Annotated in this window: 20 protein-coding genes; 13 read left to right on the forward strand and 7 right to left on the reverse strand. The window is 38.6% G+C overall.

Annotated features, from left to right (window positions below; all coding sequences use genetic code 11):
• The first annotated feature begins 3 nt into the window (after window positions 1–3).
• From L1283_RS02520 to groL, 10 genes are all read left to right on the forward strand, one after another.
• Window positions 4–402: a hypothetical protein gene (locus L1283_RS02520; protein WP_088160022.1), complete on the forward strand. Its 399-nt coding sequence runs from the start codon at window positions 4–6 to the stop codon at window positions 400–402.
• 205 nt (window positions 403–607) lie between these two features.
• Entirely contained in the window at window positions 608–1360 is a 753-nt protein-coding gene (locus L1283_RS02525; RefSeq protein ID WP_088160023.1) for a hypothetical protein, read from the forward strand.
• 218 nt (window positions 1361–1578) lie between these two features.
• Window positions 1579–2262: an OmpA family protein gene (locus tag L1283_RS02530; RefSeq protein WP_349681403.1), complete on the forward strand. Its 684-nt coding sequence runs from the start codon at window positions 1579–1581 to the stop codon at window positions 2260–2262.
• 308 nt (window positions 2263–2570) lie between these two features.
• Window positions 2571–4007: a tRNA (N6-isopentenyl adenosine(37)-C2)-methylthiotransferase MiaB gene (gene miaB / locus L1283_RS02535; protein ID WP_088160025.1), complete on the forward strand. Its 1437-nt coding sequence runs from the start codon at window positions 2571–2573 to the stop codon at window positions 4005–4007.
• Window positions 4008–4043: 36 nt separating this feature from the next.
• Window positions 4044–5318 carry a sigma-54 interaction domain-containing protein gene (locus L1283_RS02540; protein ID WP_088160026.1) on the forward strand — a complete coding sequence of 425 codons (1275 nt, stop codon included), beginning with the start codon at window positions 4044–4046 and terminating at the stop codon, window positions 5316–5318.
• 9 nt (window positions 5319–5327) lie between these two features.
• Window positions 5328–5843: an LptE family protein gene (locus L1283_RS02545; protein WP_088160027.1), complete on the forward strand. Its 516-nt coding sequence runs from the start codon at window positions 5328–5330 to the stop codon at window positions 5841–5843.
• A gap of 13 nt (window positions 5844–5856) precedes the next feature.
• Window positions 5857–6927 (forward strand): hypothetical protein, encoded by a 1071-nt coding sequence (locus tag L1283_RS02550; protein WP_088160028.1) that lies wholly within the window; start codon window positions 5857–5859, stop codon window positions 6925–6927.
• Window positions 6928–6939: 12 nt separating this feature from the next.
• Window positions 6940–7353 carry a preprotein translocase subunit SecG gene (secG, locus tag L1283_RS02555; RefSeq protein WP_088160029.1) on the forward strand — a complete coding sequence of 138 codons (414 nt, stop codon included), beginning with the start codon at window positions 6940–6942 and terminating at the stop codon, window positions 7351–7353.
• A 302-nt stretch (window positions 7354–7655) separates the two neighbouring features.
• Window positions 7656–7931, forward strand: coding sequence for a co-chaperone GroES (locus tag L1283_RS02560; protein ID WP_088160030.1), 276 nt, complete (start codon window positions 7656–7658; stop codon window positions 7929–7931).
• A 167-nt stretch (window positions 7932–8098) separates the two neighbouring features.
• On the forward strand, window positions 8099–9736 hold the full coding sequence (gene groL, locus L1283_RS02565; RefSeq protein ID WP_070561631.1) for a chaperonin GroEL: 1638 nt from the start codon (window positions 8099–8101) through the stop codon (window positions 9734–9736).
• 60 nt (window positions 9737–9796) lie between these two features.
• Here the strand turns inward: groL and L1283_RS02570 are convergent, their stop codons facing one another.
• The 5 genes from L1283_RS02570 to L1283_RS02590 all read right to left on the reverse strand — a co-directional run bounded on the left by L1283_RS02570 (window position 9797) and on the right by L1283_RS02590 (window position 15368).
• Window positions 9797–10171: a hypothetical protein gene (locus L1283_RS02570; protein ID WP_075990822.1), complete on the reverse strand. Its 375-nt coding sequence runs from the start codon at window positions 10169–10171 to the stop codon at window positions 9797–9799.
• 56 nt (window positions 10172–10227) lie between these two features.
• Entirely contained in the window at window positions 10228–11928 is a 1701-nt protein-coding gene (gene ggt, locus L1283_RS02575) for a gamma-glutamyltransferase (protein WP_145327213.1), read from the reverse strand.
• Window positions 11929–11990: 62 nt separating this feature from the next.
• Window positions 11991–12317, reverse strand: a complete 327-nt coding sequence (locus tag L1283_RS02580) for a nucleotide pyrophosphohydrolase (RefSeq protein WP_286732292.1) — start codon at window positions 12315–12317, stop codon at window positions 11991–11993.
• 16 nt (window positions 12318–12333) lie between these two features.
• Window positions 12334–12792: a D-aminoacyl-tRNA deacylase gene (gene dtd / locus L1283_RS02585; RefSeq protein ID WP_120333195.1), complete on the reverse strand. Its 459-nt coding sequence runs from the start codon at window positions 12790–12792 to the stop codon at window positions 12334–12336.
• 140 nt (window positions 12793–12932) lie between these two features.
• Window positions 12933–15368, reverse strand: a complete 2436-nt coding sequence (locus L1283_RS02590) for a TonB-dependent receptor (protein WP_145327209.1) — start codon at window positions 15366–15368, stop codon at window positions 12933–12935.
• A 408-nt stretch (window positions 15369–15776) separates the two neighbouring features.
• On the opposite strand from L1283_RS02590, the gene L1283_RS02595 reads away from it, so the two are divergent.
• The 3 genes from L1283_RS02595 to L1283_RS02605 all read left to right on the forward strand — a co-directional run bounded on the left by L1283_RS02595 (window position 15777) and on the right by L1283_RS02605 (window position 18866).
• Window positions 15777–16952 (forward strand): amidohydrolase family protein, encoded by a 1176-nt coding sequence (locus L1283_RS02595; protein WP_088160035.1) that lies wholly within the window; start codon window positions 15777–15779, stop codon window positions 16950–16952.
• A 118-nt stretch (window positions 16953–17070) separates the two neighbouring features.
• A complete protein-coding gene (locus tag L1283_RS02600; RefSeq protein ID WP_286732295.1) occupies window positions 17071–17352 on the forward strand; it encodes an acylphosphatase in 282 nt (93 codons plus the stop codon).
• 44 nt (window positions 17353–17396) lie between these two features.
• A complete protein-coding gene (locus tag L1283_RS02605) occupies window positions 17397–18866 on the forward strand; it encodes a lipopolysaccharide biosynthesis protein (protein WP_286851477.1) in 1470 nt (489 codons plus the stop codon).
• Window positions 18867–18933: 67 nt separating this feature from the next.
• Here the strand turns inward: L1283_RS02605 and dusB are convergent, their stop codons facing one another.
• Together dusB and trpC are read right to left on the reverse strand one after the other, a co-directional pair.
• Window positions 18934–19929 (reverse strand): tRNA dihydrouridine synthase DusB, encoded by a 996-nt coding sequence (dusB, locus tag L1283_RS02610; RefSeq protein WP_046674816.1) that lies wholly within the window; start codon window positions 19927–19929, stop codon window positions 18934–18936.
• 185 nt (window positions 19930–20114) lie between these two features.
• Window positions 20115–20897, reverse strand: a complete 783-nt coding sequence (gene trpC / locus L1283_RS02615) for an indole-3-glycerol phosphate synthase TrpC (protein WP_075990828.1) — start codon at window positions 20895–20897, stop codon at window positions 20115–20117.
• Window positions 20898–20900: the final 3 nt, after the last annotated feature.

Genomic DNA, 20900 nt, shown 5'->3' on the forward strand with positions numbered 1-20900 from the left:
AGTATGGAAGTAGAAGATTTATTTGCAGGATCTGCAAGAGAAGAAAATACACCGTCTACAGAGCAAAGTCCATTAAAAAGTCTGCAGGTAGATCTCGATTTTTATAGTGAATCAATCCGCGAAGTAGCGCTGGAGATTGTTGAAGAAGGTTATTCTGACTACCCAATTTTTGTCGCACATCAGCATGAAGTTTCCGTTGGCGAAGTGATATTAGATCGTAAGGAACTGGAGACGAAATGGAGCATAAACGCCTCGACACTGGAAGAGTTTGTAGAAATGGATATTATTCAAGAAGATCGTAAAGCGTCTTTTATTCAGAACTATAAGCCTGCGAAAGACTATATGTGCTTGTTTGTTGTAGTTGCTGAAGGGGCTAATTTTGTTTTTTATCCATACAAATGATAAACAAAGAATATTTAAACTTTTTTAACAGTACAAGTGTCAAACTATTATTACTTTTAACAAAGTAGGTTAGGTGTAGCTGGGAATTAATAAGATTGAAATAAATTATAAGCTGTTCCTTACGGAAATGAATGTTTGACCCAATGAAATTGTTGATTTACAATCGCACTGAAACCAATTGGGGTAATTGAAGAGAGATAATAGGATGAAAATAATACATATACATATATTAGGGCTTTTTTTGCTGTTATTCACCTATTTTGGAGCTACTGCGCAACAACAGCAGAAGGTTTCGGGAATGGTGCTGCAAAAGGGGAACGGTAATCGCATTGGAGATGCTGTGGTGCTTAATATGCGCACGCACAGATCAACGTTGAGTAACTCTTTTGGTGTTTTTACGATTGATGCATCGGTAGGAGACTCCCTGTCTTTTACCAAAGTCGGGTATTCACCTGTTAAAACCGTGCTGACCAACCTGAATGAGTTTTATGTGGAATTGCAAGAAGGGATACGATTGGAGACCGTCATCGTTGAGCGAAAAACGAAAGAGGCCGAATTAAATGATGCCATGAATAATTACGCTAAAAAGGGTGTTTATAATGGGGGTAAAAATAAGTTCGGAACCTATCTGGGTAGTCCTGCAACCGCCCTTTATAATCTTTTTGGAAGGGAAGCCAAGAATGCAAAACGCTTTGGGCGATTTATGGACAAAGAGAAGGATGAATTACAAGTTGATCGTATTTTCTCTCGTGAAGCTGTTAAAAATCTGACGAAGCTGGATAGTACAGAATTAGATGCTTTTATGATACGTTACCGTCCATCTTTTGATTTGGCTGAGCATTGGGGACAGTATGATTTAATGCATTACGTACAACAATCTATGGACGACTTTAATGCAAAGGGAAGGCCTAAAGGAGCTCTTTTACCTGATATTGAAGTAAAGACTCAAGAAAAATAAAAACATTTTGCTTTTGTTACTGTTAGCTGTTTGTACGAGTAGGAAAAGGTGATTTAAAATTATGTAGCGTATCGACGTCATTTTTGGAAGTTTTAACGGCCTTTTTCAGTGTTTTGTAACAAAAAAGTTGATAAAAATGTCTTTTGGCACTTTGTTTGATTTTAGTAGAACGGTATTTAATTTGAATATTAAAAGTCTTAGATAGCATACATATGAAAATGAATAGAAAATTAGCTGTATTAGGTTTGACAGTTGCAACCTCAGCTATGTTATTTGGAAGTTGTTCTACCATCCAAAATACAAATAATACGACTAAAGGTGGTGTAATCGGTGGTGTTGCTGGAGGTGCTTTAGGTGCATTGATCGGTGGCAAAGCCGGTAATACGGCTATCGGTACATTAGCGGGTGCTGCCATTGGTGGAGCTGCCGGTGTATTGATTGGTAAAAAAATGGATAAGCAAGCTGCTGAGATTTCTAAAACTGTTGAAGGTGCTGAAGTTACGCAATCTGCGGAAGGTATCGTGGTTAAGTTTGATTCAGGTATTTTATTTGACTTCAATAAATCAGATTTAAAAGCGTCAGCTAAAGATAATATCGCAAATTTGGTAACAACCTTGAACAAAGAACAAGGTACTGAAATCCTGGTTATCGGACATACAGATAATGTAGGTACGTTGGCTGCGAATGAAAAAGTGTCTTTGGACCGCGCAAATTCTGTACGTGCATTTGCGGTATCTAAAGGCTTAGCGTCTTCGCGTATTAGAACTGAAGGTAGAAACTTCTCTGAGCCAATTGCAAGTAACGATACGGAAGCAGGACGAGCTCAAAACCGTCGTGTTGAAATCGTTATTGTAGCAGGTGATCAAATGAAAAAAGAAGCAAAACAACAAGCAGGTCAGTAAGCATTTTTAGGAATATTCTCCTGAAACAAATTTATTGATCTTGAATCATAAGAAAGCGTTGATTTAATCAACGCTTTTTTTGTGAAATACAGCGTGTCAGAATTTTTATATGGTCCATTTGCTCCTAAAATTTGACAAAGGATAAACCATATTTCTGTCTGACAAACTGTCATTATATGGATTTAAATTTCTAACTTTGTAGTCTTTGAAATAACTAAGGGCATAAAATCAGATCAGCAAAAGATCGGTCATTGCATTGGTTACGCCATCGAAAATAATAAAAATTATATTCTATTGAATATCGAGCTATGCTAGATTTAACACATACCACTAAGGAACACGACGAATCTCGTCAGGGTGAGGCATTATTATTAGAACAGGATCCGATTTTAAGTAATGGACGCAAACTGTATATTGAAAGTTACGGTTGCCAGATGAATTTTTCGGATAGTGAGATTGTTGCTTCTATTTTGTTGGATAAGGGATTTGAAACAACCAAGAATTATCAGGAAGCTGATGTGGTTTTTATTAATACCTGTTCAATCCGCGAAAATGCAGAACAGCGAGTGCGCAATCGTCTAAAGGAATTTGAAGCTGCTAAAGCAAAAAATCCTGGAATGATCGTTGGAGTGCTGGGGTGTATGGCCGAGCGTTTGAAATCGAAATTCTTAGAGGAAGAAAAGTTGGTTGATGTCGTTGTAGGGCCAGATGCTTATCGCGATCTGCCAAATTTGATTGATAAGGTTGACGATGGAGCTAAAGCTGTAAACGTCTTGTTATCTAGAGAGGAAACGTATGCCGATATTAATCCTGTTCGTTTGAATTCAAACGGTGTAACAGCTTTTATTTCGATTATGCGTGGCTGCGACAACATGTGTTCTTTCTGTGTTGTTCCTTTTACACGTGGACGTGAACGTAGCCGTGATCCGCAATCTATCGTCAAGGAGGCCCAAGATCTCTTTAATGCAGGCTATAAGGAGGTTACGTTGTTGGGACAAAATGTGGATTCCTACAAATATACTGCTCCAGTAGCTGAAGGGGAGGAACCGGGTGAAACTATAACATTTGCTAGCTTGCTTACGATGGTTGCTGAAATCAGCCCGCTTTTACGTATTCGCTTCTCTACTTCCCATCCAAAAGATATTACAGATGAAGTTTTATATGCAATAGCTTCGCATGAAAACATCTGTAATTATATTCACTTGCCAGTTCAATCTGGAAATTCCCGTGTATTGGAATTGATGAATCGTACATATGACCGTGAATGGTATATGGAACGTGTGGATGCCATTCGTCGTATTATTCCTGAATGTGCTATTTCTACAGATGTTATTACAGGTTTCTGTACTGAAACGGAAGAGGAGCATCAGGAAACATTATCTATGATGGATTATGTCAAATACGATTTCGCCTATATGTTTGCTTACTCGGAAAGGCCAGGTACTTTGGCTGCAAAAAGATACGCAGATGATATTCCAGAGGATGTAAAAAAACGTCGTTTAACAGAAGTTATCAATAAACAGCGCGATCATAGCTTATATCGTTATCAACATTTTGTTGGCAAAGTATGTAAAGTGCTTGTTGAGGGATTTTCAAAAAGGTCTGAGTTCGATTTTTGCGGTCGTAATGATCAAAATGCATTGGTGGTATTTCCAATCGATCCTCGATTTAAACAAGGTGATTATGTGAATGTACTTATCGAGTCATGTACTTCTGCGACATTATTAGGAAAGATTGTTGATTAAGAAAACTTAGATTGTTTTATTTCCAACTGGAAATTTATGGATAACCAAGATATAAAGAATAGATTTGGAATTATCGGTAATTCGCCTTTGTTGAACCGTGCTATCGATATTGCACGACAAGTGGCTCCAACTGATATCTCCGTATTAATACAGGGTGAAAGTGGGAGTGGTAAAGAAGTTTTTTCGCATATTATCCATCAATTGAGCTCCCGTAAGCATGGCCCTTTTATTGCGGTCAATTGTGGAGCTATACCAGAGGGGACCATTGACTCCGAGTTGTTTGGTCACGAAAAAGGTTCTTTTACGGGTGCCCATGAAGCCAGGAAGGGATATTTTGAAGTCGTTGATGGTGGAACAATCTTTCTAGATGAAGTAGGTGAGTTGCCTTTGGGTACACAAGCAAGATTATTACGGGTATTGGAGTCCGGTGAGTATATACGGGTAGGGTCATCCAAGGTACAGAAGACAAATGTGCGGGTGGTTGCTGCGACAAATGTGAATGTGTTTGAAGCCGTACAAAAAGGTAAATTTCGCGAAGATCTTTATTATCGCTTAAATACTGTACCATTGCGCGTACCGTCTTTACGTGAAAGACCTGAAGATATCAACTTATTATTTCGCAAGTTTATTGTGGACTTTTCTGAGAAATACCGTACACCTGGGGTTCAACTGACAGAAGATGCACAGAATATGCTACGCAACTATAGCTGGCCTGGAAACGTGCGTCAACTGAAAAATGTTGCGGAACAAATCGCTGTTTTGGAAAAAGAACGCATTGTTGATTCATATACACTTCAAAATTATCTGCCCAATGAATCCAGAACGAGTTTGCCAGCGGTCGTTCCTTCAAATAATGGTGGAAAAGAGGATTTTTCAGAAAGAGACTTGCTGTATAAAGTCTTATTTGATATGAAGAAGGATATGGTTGATCTGAAGAAACTGGTGGTTGAATTAATTCAGAAAGGTGTCGATTCTAGCACATTTGATCAAAATTCTCCCTACATTAATCAATTGTACCAAGAGATTGAACCACAATTGAAAGCGGATCCAGAAAATTATAATACAACCCCAACGCTAACGATACATTCTCCGGCAAATACGACAAATGTATTAAAAAGTCCTGTTGCACAGGATGAATATCTGCAGGATGCTCAAGAAGTTGAAGAATCTTTATCGCTTGTTGATAAGGAGTCTGATCTGATCAAGAAAGCACTGAAAAAGCACCGCGGTAAACGTAAAGCTGCTGCGCAAGAGTTGGGAATTTCTGAAAGAACTTTGTACAGAAAAATTAAAGACTTAAATTTAGATTAAGGTTTACAGATGTTGTCAAGAAAAATTTTATATGCTTTTCTCACCACAACCTTTTTGTTTGTAATGAATAGTTGTGGGGTAAAATATGGATTTACTGGTGGATCCATTCCTGAGGGAATGAAAACAGTCAATATTCAATATTTCGAAAATATAGCTCCTTTGGTTTATCCGACCTTAAGTCAGAATTTTACGGAGGCACTGAAAGAGCGTATCCGTAACCAATCTCGATTGAGTCAGGTGAATCAAGATGGTGATGCTACCTTTGAGGGATTTATTACAGAGTATTCGATAAGTCCGGCAGCTGTTGAAGCTGGGACAGATCGTGCAGCTATGAATAGATTGACTATTACAATCAAGGTTACCTATCATAATAAAATTAATCCGAAGGATGATTTTGAGCAACCTTTTACGCGATTTAAAGAATTTGCAGGAAACCTTCAGAGCGCGCAAGAAGAGACCTTGGGTAAAGAAATTATTCAAATGTTAACTGAGGATATATACAATAAAGCGTTTGCTAATTGGTAATTCTATTTCCAAGATGAATCTTAATATATCATTATCCAATAACGAGCTTTTTTTTCAAGCAATCAATCATCCGGACACCGTGGCCGAAGATGTTGTTTTAGCATTGATTGAAAAATACCCGTATGCCCAAAGCCTGCGATTTGTCTATGAGCGTAAAGTTTTTGGCAAGCATAGTTCAGTTCAGAATTTATCGTCTACTTTGCTCTATGCATCTTCTCCGAGTTGGTTGTATGAATTTATGCATTGTAAATCAGCGGCAGAGCCTGATACAATAATGCCTTCAGATGAATTTCTAGTGGATGGAGCAATTCGCGACGATGATGGGATTGTCGAAATTGAAACTGAGAGCGAAATTGTTGCTGAACCAGTTTTATCCAAGGTGGAGGTTGATGAATTGGATCGTTTGATTCAAGCGGGGGTTGCAAAAGATTATTTTCGGTCAAGCGATCAGCAGCAAGAAATTATTGCCGATTCAGAGGAGTCGGCACTAGTAACACCTGTTCTATCGGAATCTGTTGCCGAAATAATGGATGATGGTCAAGAGCGTGTTTCGGTCTATGATGATGATACCATGCCATACAGTTTCTTATGGTGGTTGCATAAGACGAGATTAGAATATGCTGATACCTATCAGCCCTATGTTAAATCTCCATTAGGCCCGATGACGCCCTCCAATGACGATATTGCTAAAATTCATGAGAAACTGGATAGTCAGCTACTCGATCAACAGATCCGGGAGAATATCTTTCACTTACAATCGCCTGAAGCAAAGTTGAGTGATGAGGTTAAAACGACCATATCTTTTCAAATACCACGTAAAACTGATGAGGTGATCGAGAAGTTTATTCGTGAGGAGCCTATGATTCAGCCTCTGCAAGCGGAAAAATTAGACTTGGAGAATAAAGCTAGGAAAAGTTCGGAAGATCAACATTCACTTGTTACCGAAACGCTTGCAAAGATCTATATGGAGCAAGGCTTATATCCAAAAGCAATAGAGGTTTACAAAAAATTAGTTTTGAAATATCCAGAAAAAAATGCTTACTTTGCGGCACGCATAACAGAATTAGAAAAGAAATTAAATTAATAACATAAAGAGATGCAAGGATTATTAATCGGTCTAATCATATTAGCTAGTATTATTTTAGCGTTTTTGGTTTTAATCCAAAATCCAAAAGGAGGTGGTTTGTCATCTGGTTTTTCAGGTGGAACGAATCTTATGGGAGTAAAACGTACAGGTGACTTTTTGGAAAAAGGTACCTGGATCATGGTTATTGCCATTATGGTATTTAGCTTAGGTGTAAATGTTATTGGTACGTCTCCAAGTACATCTAAAGGTGGATTGGGAGGTCAAATTGAAGCGCCTAAACAACAAGGTCCATTGAATTTGGGTACTGGACAACAACCTGCTGGTGCTCCTGCGGGACAAGAGCAAGCTGCTCCGTCTCAATCGCAAGAAAAGGCCCCAGTGACTACACCGGCAACAAAACCAGCAGAAGAAGCTAAGAAATAGTTGTCATTAAAGAATTATGAGCCCCGTTTGTTTTCACAGACGGGGCTTTTTTATGTTGGGTATTTTGTCTAAGGCAGACCTGTACCGTTAATTTTATTGGGATGGCGGTCGACGGAAGTAAGACTGGCAGGCCGGGAATGACAGTGTGACAGCAAAATGAATTTTTGTCGATGGAGATATTAACTTTTCTGTGAAAAATTGTCTTATAAGCTGTCTTATTTACAATTGGCATAAAAGATGATGTGTTTATAACGATTATAACATTAAAATAAATTCAATAACAGATAAAAAGTAAATTAATTATGGCATTAAGTATCCAACCTATCGGAGATAGAGTAGTAGTAGAGGCTGCTCCTGCAGAAGAAAAAACAGCTTCAGGGTTATATATTCCCGATACAGCGAAAGAAAAACCATCTCAAGGTACAGTAGTTGCTGTAGGTACAGGTAAAGTTGACGAGCCGTTAACTGTTAAAGTTGGTGATAAAGTATTGTATGGAAAATACGCAGGTACTGAAATCACTTATGAAGGAAAAGAGTACTTAATTATGCGTGAGTCTGATATTTACGCTGTTATCTAATTAATACGAACAGGTTATTTAAAAATGAGCTTGCTGGCTCAAATAAGAATTCAATAGATTATTTTAGTGAAGCTTTAAAATTAGACGTATTAAAAGATAAAATTGGTTTACGGTTCTATTTCAACGCCTAATTATGCTTCTTAGAAATACTAAATACTCATATAACAATGGCAAAACAAGTAAAATATAACGTTGAGGCTCGCGAGGCCCTTAAAAAAGGTGTAGATACTTTAGCTAATGCAGTTAAAGTAACATTGGGTCCTAAAGGACGTAACGTAATTATTGAGAAAAAATTTGGTGCTCCAGTAATTACTAAAGATGGTGTTTCGGTAGCGAAAGAAATCGAATTGAAAGACGCTTTAGAAAATATGGGGGCACAAATGGTAAAAGAAGTAGCTTCCAAAACAGCTGATCAAGCTGGTGACGGTACTACAACTGCTACTGTATTAGCGCAAGCAATCGTTGCTCCAGGTATCAAATCTGTTGCGGCTGGAGCTAATCCAATGGATCTAAAACGTGGTATTGACAAAGCTGTTGCAACTGTTGTTGCTAACTTGAAATCTCAATCTCAAGAAGTTGGTCAAGACAACAATAAAATTAAACAAGTTGCTACTATTTCAGCGAACAATGACGAAGTAATTGGTGCTTTGATCGCTCAAGCAATGGAAAAAGTAGGTAACGACGGTGTTATCACTGTTGAAGAGGCAAAAGGTACTGAAACAGAAGTAAAAACTGTGGAAGGTATGCAATTTGACCGTGGTTATTTATCGCCATATTTTGTGACAAATTCTGACAAAATGGAAGCGGAACTAGATAACCCATACATCTTGATCTACGACAAGAAAATCAGTAACATGAAAGAATTGTTGCCTATCTTGGAGAAACAAGTTCAAACTGGTAAACCATTATTGATCATTGCTGAAGACTTAGATGGTGAGGCACTTGCAACATTAGTTGTTAATAAAATCCGTGGTTCGTTGAAAGTTGCAGCTGTTAAAGCTCCAGGTTTCGGTGACCGTCGTAAAGCAATGTTAGAAGATATCGCTATCTTAACTGGTGGTACTGTTATCTCTGAAGAAAGAGGTTTCAAATTAGAGAATGCTGAGTTATCTTACTTGGGTCAAGCTGAAAAAGTTCAAGTTGACAAAGATAACACAACTATTATCAATGGTTCTGGTAATGTAGAGGATATCAAAGCACGCGTTGCTCAAATCCGTTCACAAATCGAAACAACAACTTCTGATTACGATCGCGAAAAACTACAAGAACGTCTGGCAAAATTGTCAGGTGGTGTAGCTGTGTTATATGTAGGTGCGACTACTGAGGTTGAAATGAAAGAGAAAAAAGACCGTGTTGATGATGCTTTACATGCAACTCGTGCAGCTGTTGAAGAAGGTATTATCGCTGGTGGTGGTGTTGCATTCATTCGCTCAACTGAAGCCTTGGTAAACCTTAAAGGTGACAACGAAGATGAGCAAATCGGTATTGACATCATTAAACGCGCTATCGAAGAGCCATTACGTCAGATCTGTAATAACGCTGGTATTGAAGGTGCAGTAATCGTTCAAAAAGTGAAAGAAGGAACTGCAGATTTCGGTTACAACGCACGTACAGACCGTTACGAGAACTTAATCGCTGCTGGTGTAATTGATCCAACTAAAGTATCTCGTGTAGCATTGGAAAATGCAGCTTCAGTTGCTTCAATGTTATTGACTACCGAGTGTGTCTTAGCTGACGAAGCTGAAGAAAACCCTGTAGGTGCTGGTGCTCCTCCAATGGGTGGCGGTATGGGTGGAATGATGTAAGATTCATCCTTATAAAAAAAACCTGTTATCTTAGATAACAGGTTTTTTTATGCCTTGTACTTAATGACGCCTTCTGTATTTCTCGTAATAATGATCGTATTCTCGAGGTGAATAATTACGTTTAGTACCCCATTCCTGCAGCTCGTCATTAAAAAAATGTAACCAATATTGACGAAATCCTGAGGCTGAATCTACTGGATTTTCAAGTTGAGGAGTATTATATTCGTATATTTCTAAGATGCCTTCCTGATACTTCTTAGCAGCCACAATAGCGTCTGGTTTTCCAAGTTTTTGAATAACTTGTGCTTTGGTCATACCAACTTGTATCTTTGTAAGATCAGGCCCTTGAAGTATTTTGCAGTTTGAAAATAAAATCAACGTAAATATGGTCGCTAATGTTGCTCTGAAAATCCTGTTGTAGTTCCTTTGAATCATAATATGTTGTTTCTTGTAAGATAGGGATTGCATCAAATAGTTTAATCATTTTTAATCTAATAACCTTTCGCTGTATCGTCTCCACGTGGGTCGGCTCCTGTCTGTAATTTACCATTTGGTAATACAAGTATATTCTCCACACGGCCGATTGCCCCTCTCGGATTTATCGTATAGCCATCTTTTGTCAATTGGCCACGTAAATTGGAATTGATAGCGTTATTTTCGACATCAATGCGATCAGGAAGCCATTGATGATGAAATCTTGGCAGGCTCACAGCAGATTGTGCATTTTGTCGGAAGTCAATAACGTTGAGGATAGTCTGAAAAACAGAGGTAATGATGGTTGATCCCCCCGGGGTTCCCACAACCATGAATAGTTTGCCATCTTTTTCTACAATAGTGGGTGTCATTGAGCTGAGCATTCTTTTGCCGGGCTGAATCTCGTTCGCTTTTTCCCCTGTAAGCCCATACATGTTTGGGACACCGGTCTTCACAGAGAAATCATCCATTTCATTGTTTAGGAGAAAACCTGCGCCGGCCACAAATACTCCCGAGCCATAAGAATCATTGAGTGTTGTTGTAATGGATACTGCATTCCCTTGCTCGTCTACGATATTGAAATGTGTCGTTTGTTCACTTTCATAGCCAGGAATGACATCTGCATTGACATCTTTGCTTAATGTCGCTTTACGGAAATTGAATGAATTGAGTTTATGTGCATTTGAGCTGGAGTCAATAAGCTGTTGGACGGGTACCCTAATAAAATCAGGATCTCCTAAATATTTGGCCCGATTGGCATATACATAGCGTTCAGCTTCGACCATGACACGAATGGTTGAATCGGTTTGAAAGCCCCAGCGTTGAAGTGGAAACTGTTCGACTGATTTGAGCAAGGCCAAAAGAGATGTTCCCCCACTCGAAGGCGGCGGCATGGAAATAACTTTGTGCCCCCTGTAATTTGTGGAAATTGGGGTACGCCAAATTGCCTGATAATCCAGTAAATCTTGATGATTGATAATGCCTTTCCCTTTGTCCATTTCGGCAACAATTAAGTCGGCCGTTTTACCTTTATAGAAGCCGTCTCGCCCTTCTATTGCGATTCTTTCCAGCGTTTTCGCGAGTTCCTCCTGGATAAATGGGTCAGCTGTTTTCCAAGCTGTGGTTTTGATAATTGCAGCACCAGAGGGATTCAGCTTGACAAAACGATCTTTATGGCTTTCAAACTCATTGGCTTGTCGTTGACTGATTTTAAAACCTGTTCTGGCGAGCTGTATTGCTGGGAGTACGAGATCTTTCCATTGCAACTTGCCATACTTTCTGTGTGCTTCCCACATACCGGCAACAGACCCAGGGATGCCTGAGGCCAATTGACTGTAAAGACTCAACTCAGGAATAACATTACCTTGGGCATCGAGATACATATCCCGGGATGCTTTTTGAGGAGCTTTCTCACGAAAATCTAGGGCATCTAAATTACCCCGATGATCGCGATAGAGCATAAAGCCGCCGCCGCCAATATTTCCTGCATTTGGATAAACAACTGCCAAAGCAAATTGCACGGCAACTGCAGCATCTATTGCATTTCCACCTTGTTTTAAAATCTTTACGCCGACTTCTGAAGCCAAAGGATGCGCTGTGACTACGGCAGCCTTATTAAAAGTACTGGCCTGCTCGACCTTAGAATTTAGCTGTTGTTTTGTAGCACAAGAGGCAAGACATATGCTCGCTATGAGCGAATAGGTTATGAATTTATACATCGTACTCGATTTAAAACTTTAAATATTATCTCAAAGAGTTGTACAAACAATACGATCTCCAATTATTTAAGTTTTTCGTTGTTTTTATGGCGGTCGGCATCCCGAATTGATTTCTTTTGAAGATTTTGTTGCAGAGCTTCTGTTAGATCAATTCCCGTTTGATTGGCAAGACACATCAAAACGAATAATACATCGGCCATTTCATCTGCTAAATTGACTTCTTTGTCTGATTTTTTGAAAGATTGCTCTCCGTATTGCCGAGCCATTATTCGGGCAACCTCACCGACTTCTTCCATGAGTATAGCGGTGTTTGTCAGTTCGTTGAAATAACGTACTCCGGTACTATTGATCCATTTGTCAATAATGTCTTGTGCTTCTTTAATTGTCATCTTTTTCAATAAAAAATTAAAAGTTGTCCTTATCTTTTGTATCCATGACGATGGTAACTGGACCATCATTCAGTAGGTCGATTTTCATATCTGCTCCGAATATGCCCAGTTGAACCTCTTTTTGGAGCAATTGACTTAACAATAAAGCCATCTCTTCATACATTGGTTTGGCTTTATCCGGTTTTGCTGCTCTGATAAAAGAAGGTCTGTTTCCTTTTTTTGTTTGAGCAAAGAGGGTGAATTGTGAGATGAGTAAGATATTTCCGTCTATATCCTGTATCGATTTATTCATCAAGCCCTGTTCATCCTCGAAGATGCGTAAGTTGATGAATTTCTGTCCTAACCATTTAAGATCTTCTGTTGTGTCTGCTTCTTCAACTCCTAATAAAATCATTAAACCCTTCTGGATCTGGCCTGTAATCTGATTATCTACCGTACAAGAGGCGTTTTTCACTCGTTGTATAACTGCGCGCATAATGAAAAGTATAAAACCAAAGGTAAAAATTCCGATTGTTAAACACGATGTAATGTGCAATTTATCCACCATATTAAATAAAAAACGTCTCTTGCTTCCTCAGGAAAAAAGAGACGTTTTTTTATTTAAATAAATTGTTTCTAAAATTTGAAATTCAGGCCCAATAGGAAATTTGTTGGTGCTTGTGGGAAATAGAAATTATAATATTTTCGGGTATCACCTTCCATCCAACCGAAGGTGTAGCCATTGGCTTCGTACTTTTCGTTTAAGATGTTGTTGACCTGTAAAGTTGCACTGATGTTTTTGATACCTAATGCTGTAAAGCTATAATTTGCTAACAGATTGTTGACAAAATAAGAGGAAATGCTCCTCTCTTTCGCAGATGAATTATCTAGATATTGTCTTCCTACAAATTTGGATAGTAGAGAGAATGTCAGTGATGTTATCGGACTATAAGAAAAATTACTTGACAAAATCGTTCCCGGAGATAAAGCAATGTCTGTTTTCGAATAAAATATCCTTGTATTACCGATTACCTCTTCAAAGTCTTTAATTTTATTTTGGCTGAAACTAGCTGTTGCTTTCCAGTTGAACTGTTTGCTGATGTTCCATGATCCATCGAATTCAAGTCCCATTCTATAGCTATCTTTGACATTTTGTCGAATTGGAGAGCCAGTATCACTGATTTCACCTGTTGGGATCAACTGATCCTTGTAAAACATGCCATACCCATTCAATCCGATGTTGAATTTTTCATTTGTAAAGCGATAGCCAAATTCGATGTCCTGCATTTTCTCTGGGGTAGGGTCTGGTAAGGCGCTATTTTTCTCTATAAAATCCTTGCGAACAGGTTCTTTTTGTGCAAAGGCATAGGAAGCGTATACATTTGAATGGTCATTTAGCAAATAAGTTGCACCAGCTTTAGGGTTTAAGAAATTAAACTTAGGATGATAATTATAATTTTTCACCTTATCATCATCACCATACATGTGGTAATCTACATTCCGATATTGAATATCGGCCATTAATATCCACTTATCTAGTTTATAATCGACCTTTAAGAAATTACTGAAATCATTTTTTTGTGATTTCCCGAAGTAATATTTATCGTCAAGAAAACCTGTTGATGCATATTGTGCCCAAATCACCTGGCCATAATGTTTTCCTTTGTATTGATTATAAGCTCCACCCCAAGTAATTTCAAGCTGATCATTCGGTCTGTAATTTAGGGCATAGGTCATGCCATAAAAATAATTATCAAGCCATCTCCTGCGGACGAGATCTGTTTTTTGTATGGTATCTTTACCAATGATGACGTTAGGCAAGCCGTATTTACTTAGTTTATCTCCGGGTCTCATTTCTTCATAGTAACCATAACCTCTTGTATAGTGTAGGGCTGTATTGAGCGTCAATTTGTCGTTCAGGATATTGGTATAATGAAGTTGATGATGTTTCTGCGTATAATTATCTGTTTGATTTTGATACGTATATAGATTATAATTCCGGCCGGCGTTCATGAAACGATCTTTCTCTGCGCCCGAGATTTCGAGTGCATTATCTGCATAGTCATCCATGCGTGATCGATCGCCAGTAATCAATGGTTCGGGAACGCCATTCCAGGCTTGATATGTCTTTTCTTTTCCCCAGAATACAATTCCTTTTAAAATATGTTTCTTGCCATAATAACCTCCGTCCACATAAAAAGACTGTAAGTCTGAACTACCTCTTTCGATATAACCATCGCTACTGATTCGAGATAATCTGGCATTAAAGGCAAATTTGTCGTTAATTAGCCCGGTACCTACCTTGACTGTATTTTTCCAGGTATTGTAGGAGCCAAATGAATTGTTGAGCTCTGCGTAAGGGGTTTCGACTAACGTATTGGACTGAATATTTAATGAGGCTCCAAATGATCCGGCACCATTCGTCGAAGTCCCAATACCACGCTGAACTTGGATGCTCTCGGTAGAAGAGGCAAAGTCGGGAAGGTTTACAAAAAATGAACCCATGCTCTCGGCATCATTTAAAGGGATTCCATTTAATGTTACGTTGATTCGTTGATTATCTGATCCCCTGATTGTCATTCCGGTATAACCTATGCCTGCCCCGGCATCGGAATTGACCTGCACGGATGGAGTCTGATTTAAAAGGAATGGGATATCCTGGCCGAGGTTGTTACGTGTTATTTCTTCTTTGGAGATGTTTTTAAAGGTTGTAGGAGCATTTCTTTTGGCACGGGTAGATTGAACAAGCACCTCTTCCATTTGAATTGTACTAGGTTCTAACGCTACCGTAAGCTCCAAATTGTCTTTAACATCCACATTTTGGCTCCATGTTTTATATCCAAGAGAAGATACCTGGATCTGGTGCTTACCTGTATTGATACGATATAGTTTAATCAGCCCATTTTTGTCCGATTGGCCAGCAAAGGATGCTTGTCCATCTATAGATATGGAAACATACTGTAAGGGGGTCTGATTGGTATTGTCTACAGCTTTAATTGTCAGATTTTGTTGCGCAATGGCAATTTGGCTTGAAATAGTAGCTAAGGAGCTACAAATCAAAAATTTGATCATGGTAATGTATTTTGTTTGAGTTAAACAAATCATAGCAAGGGGTTACTACGACCGCACTATTTAACTAACCTCTCCCTACGCCAGCATTATCTGGATCAGGTGTACAGAATTTAATCTGTTGGGTATAATCTCAGCCTTTATTTGTGTTCCTGACAAAACAAGGCACCCCTATTCGATGCTGCGAATATATAAATTTAAAATTGAAATGAAGTATAAAGAAGTAATTTATGACAAATGAAAAAGAGCGGATTTGCGGTATTATTTCTTTTTGGTTAAAAATTTGTGCAAATTGTTGTTTTTGGTATTTATTGTTCTTTTTAGGTACCTTGGCATGAATTTTTCTACTAAAGGTATGTATTCATACAGGTCAAAAAATTTTAGTTACTAAATTGATAGTGAGGAGATAAAATGTTAAAATATTTAAGCGCTAATTATATTCTGCCGATTACTTCAATGCCAATAAAAGACGGTATTGTTTCGGTAGATGAGGAGGGGGTAATTCAAGGTATCTATGACCCAACTTCATTTACACCTTCAGATAAAACGAAGGTTGAGAGATATGAAGGAGTGATAATTCCAGGTTTTATCAATGCACATTGCCACATTGAATTGTCGCATATGAAAGGTATTGTTCCTAAAGGTACGGGGCTTCCGAGCTTTCTCAGTAAGGTGATGACAACGCGGTCGGCATCGATGAAAAAAATAGATGACGCTATGGCCAAAGCCGATCGAGATATGTACGAAAATGGTATTGTCGCAGTCGGAGATCACGCCAACACTGATAATTCTTCAAAATTGAAGGAAGATTCACAGATATTATATCACACATTTGTGGAGGTGCTCGGAATTGAACCTGAAGAAGCTGACTTTAAGTTAAAGGAGGCTAAATCGTTGACCCAAGAGTTTAGGAATGGGCATGTATCCATTACTCCGCACGCTCCCTATTCTTGTTCGAAGGTCCTTTTTAAAAAATTCAAGAAGATGGTTCCGGAAACAAATATTATCAGTATTCACAATCAAGAAAGTGAAGAGGAGAATAAACTGTTCCGTTATAAAATGGGTGAGTTCTTGGACTTTTATAAAAGTATAGGAAAAAATGCTGATGCGATTAAGGCGCAGGCAAGAAATTCGATTCAGTCTTATCTTCCTTATTTGCCTTATCCAAATAAATTATTGTTGGTTCATAATACCTATACCTCTCTTAAAGATTTGGATTTTGTAGAGCGTATGGATCGTGATGTGATGTGGTGTCTCTGTCCAAAGGCCAACCTTTATATTGAGGGAACATTACCAAAGGTTCAGAATTTTATGAATGCCGGACAGCGTTTGGTAATTGGAACGGACAGTTTAGCTTCAAACGACACATTGTCCATTTTGGAGGAGCTAAAGGTATTGCATGCGCACTTTGAGGATCTGGATTTCTTGCAGACTATTCAATGGGCTACAATCAATGGTGCTATCGCGTTGAACATTGAGAATGAATTTGGCTCACTTGAAGTGGGTAAAAAACCTGGGATTGTGTTGTTGCAAGGTATGGAACACATGCGCCTAAATGAAGATGTTAAGGTAAAACGTTTAGCGTAGTATTTAATTCCCCAAAACTTCTGTACTTTTGCTCTTATTGAACCGTCCATGACTATAATAACGAAACTATAGTCATGGTAAGTTCCATCTGACCGATGGAAGAAAAAATAAGTTACAGATGAAACATTTGAATATTTCAATAAGAGGTAAAGTACAGGGTGTCTTTTTTAGATTGACAGCCAAGGCGGTTGCAGATCAAGTCGGTGTTAGAGGCTTTGTTGTCAATTTAAAAGATGGTTCTGTTTATATCGAGGGCGAGGGTGATGATTTTGCACTAGATTCACTGTTGGACTTCTGCCAAGAAGGACCGGAGGGTGCAATTGTTGAAAGTGTTGAGGTAAAGGAAGGCGAAATGAAGGGCTTTTCCAATTTTGAAGTAGTTAAAAGAGTTCAATCTTAAGTCTTTTCGCCTTGTCAGTACTTAAAAAATTCGCCGGACAGACCATGATTTATGGCCTGAGTACGATTATAGCTCGTATGCTGTATTTCGTCATGACGCCATTATATGTGCTCAAATATCCACCTGCGTCCTACGGAATATTTACCAATATGTATGCCTGGGCGTCCATGATCAATGCTGTTTTGGCATTTGGTATGGAAACAACTTTTTTTAGGTTTCTCCAAAAAGTCGAAGAAAAGGATAAAAAGCAGGTTTTCAATAACAGTTTTATCGTCATTGCCTCTCTGGCAGTATTATTTTTTATAACGGCCTTCGTCTTTGCGGGTACTTTTGGTAGCTGGTTGAATAAGGGAACTTACAATGCCGATTACGAGAGCTATGTAAAATATTTCGCCCTCATATTGGCATTGGATGCATTAGCTATTGTTCCTTTTGCGAAATTGAGATCAGAGGGAAGGCCTATTCGATTTGGTGCCATTAAATTGGCCAACATCGGTATTATGGTTGCTCTTAACCTGTTCTTTATTGCGCTAGTTCCCTATTTGATAAAAGATGGTGGTGCTTTGGGCACTTGGTGTTCCGGCTGGTATAGAAATGAATGGATAGGTTATGTATTTATTTCTAATATTGTGGCAAGTGCAGCAACCTTTCTATTGCTCCTTCCTGAGATGAGGGGTTTCTATTTTAAACCCGAAAAGCAGTTAATCTTAAAGATGCTATCGTATAGCTTTCCGATTTTAATTGCCAATATTTCTTATATTATCAACGAAAATTTAGATAAAATTGTATTGCCAATCTACCTGCCTAAGGATATTGGTGATCGCGATTTGGGGATCTATGGAGCCGTTGGAAAATTAGCGATGTTTCTGAGTATTTTTGTTCAGGCTTTTCGATTGGGCGCCGAACCATTTTTCTTTTCTTATGCAAAAAATGCTAATGCAAAGAAGACCTATGCGTTGATTATGGAATATTTCGTAATTGCCATGATGTTAGTTATGCTGGGGATTACAGCGAATATCGACTGGCTGAAGTATTTTATTAAAGGAAATGTGGAAACTCGTGACTTATATTGGTCTGGACTTTTCATCGTTCCGCTATTACTATTCAATTATGTGCTGCTGGGAATCTATATGAATCTTTCGGTATGGTATAAGCTTTCTGACCAAACGCGGTACGCTTTGTATATTTCATTGGTAGGCGCAGGAATAACTGTCGTTGCGAATTATTATCTGATTCCTAGATACAGTTATGTTGGAGCATCAATAGTCACATTTTTAGCCTACTTTTCTATGGTGGTGCTATCTTATGTATGGGGACAAAAACATTATCCTATACCTTATAAATTGGGCAAGATCCTGATGTATATAGTTGTAGGAATATGTTTCTCCTATCTATCCTATTTTGTATTTAATCATAATACCTTCGTTGGTAATGGGCTTTTGATTGCTTACATTGGAGGTGTATTTCTGATGGAAAGAAATCAGCTCAAGCGATTCATAAAGAAAGACGCTTAAACGAAAAAAGGTCGTGCTAATGTTAACTTAGCACGACCTTTTTCTTTATAAATTGTGGACTTCAGGATTATACCATTTCTGCCGAGAAATTGTGTTCAATTTCATGAAGTACCTCAAGAATCTCTGCCTGGCTTTGAAGGCTAACCAATTTCATTCGGTGTTCTTTAAAGTTGGGGATTCCTTTGAAGTAATTCGCATAATGCCTGCGCATTTCAAAAATACCCAATTTGTCACCTTTCCATTCAATGGATTTGTTCAGATGTGTTCTGCAAACCTCGACACGTTCGGCAATAGTTGGTCCTTCTAAACGCTCACCAGTATTGAAAAAATGTTTTATTTCTCTAAAGATCCAGGGGTATCCGATTGCTGCACGGCCAATCATAATGCCATCCACTTCAAACTCCTGCCGCCATGCCGCAGCTTTTTCGACAGAGTCTACATCGCCATTGCCAAAAATTGGAATCTTGATGCGCGGATTGCGTTTGATATCACGAATCATAGACCAGTCCGCCTGACCTTTATACAGCTGCGCGCGCGTACGTCCATGAATCGCAAGTGCTTTGATCCCCACATCTTGTAACCTTTCGGCAACTTCGTATACATTTTTTGTGTTGTCATCCCAGCCAAGACGTGTTTTCACCGTTACGGGTAGATCCGTAGCCTCAACGACAGCTTTTGTCATTGCAACCATTTTATCGATGTCCTGTAGCAGGGATGAACCAGCTCCTTTACAGACTACTTTTTTAACTGGACAGCCGTAATTGATGTCGATTAAATTAGGCCCTGCTTTTGTGCAGATCTCAGCAGATTGACGCATACTTTCAATATCTCCACCAAAGATCTGAATGCCAATAGGACGTTCATATTCAAAAATATCAAGTTTTTGAATTGACTTTGCAGCATCCCGAATTAAGCCTTCCGAGGAAATAAATTCAGTATACATTAAATCAACACCATTCTGTTTGCACACATAGCGAAACGGAGGATCACTTACATCCTCCATCGGAGCTAATAACAATGGGAATTTACCCAAATCAATATTTTCACCAATCTTGACCGACATCTTCGATAATTTTTTACAAAGGTACAAAATTTGGCATTAGTATAAAGTTAGCTAACTGTCACGAGTTTAGAGCCGATTTTTGATCTCTTCAGATCCTGTCGAACGTTGACCGTTCGAATCGCTAACCCCGCCAAATTCAGAGTTAAGTGAAAGTATAGTCTTCCTAACGTCAGGGTTTGATTTCCTTATATTTCTTTTACAAATTCTTTGATAGCTTGTCCAGGATCGGCTGTCTTCATGAAATTTTCACCAATTAAAAATCCTTGGAATCCAGCTCTTTTTAGAGCTTTAATTGTCGAAGGATCAGATATACCGCTCTCAGACACTTTAATATATTCTGTTGGTATTTTGTTCAGGAGATCATAAGAATGCTGAATGTCGACTGAAAAATCTTTAAGGTTTCTATTATTGACACCAATTGCGTCAATGTCATCGAAAAGATTATCCAACAGTTCCTGTTCGTTGTGCACCTCAAGTAAAACATTTAAACCCAATTGGTGTGCATAGGCTGCAAATTCCTGTATTTCCTCCTTTTTCAGACATGCTGCAATTAAGAGGATGATATCTGCTCCATAAGCTTTCGCTTCGGTGATCTGATATTTATCCACGATGAATTCTTTTCTTAAGATAGGAATGCTAATAGCCTCGCGTGCTTTCGATAGATCTTCTAAATTGCCTTTGAAAAATTCGCTATCAGTAAGAACCGAGACTGCCGAAGCACCTGCCTCCTCGTATGCCTTTACAACATCTTCCACTGCTGAAGTACTATTGATGTCTCCTTTTGATGGCGATGCTCTTTTGTATTCCGCTATAATTCCTGTTTTTTCAGGATCAAGAATAGATTCTCTCAACGATAGACAAGCCACACTGAAATAGGGATAGTTTAATAGTTCCTCAAAAGGAACTAAAGCTTTTGCTTTTTCTACTTCTATTTTTTTTCGTTCAATGATTTTATCAAGTATAGTCATTTT

It is taken from the genome of Sphingobacterium sp. HSC-15S19 (genome assembly GCF_050433745.1).
Lineage (GTDB): Bacteria > Bacteroidota > Bacteroidia > Sphingobacteriales > Sphingobacteriaceae > Sphingobacterium > Sphingobacterium siyangense.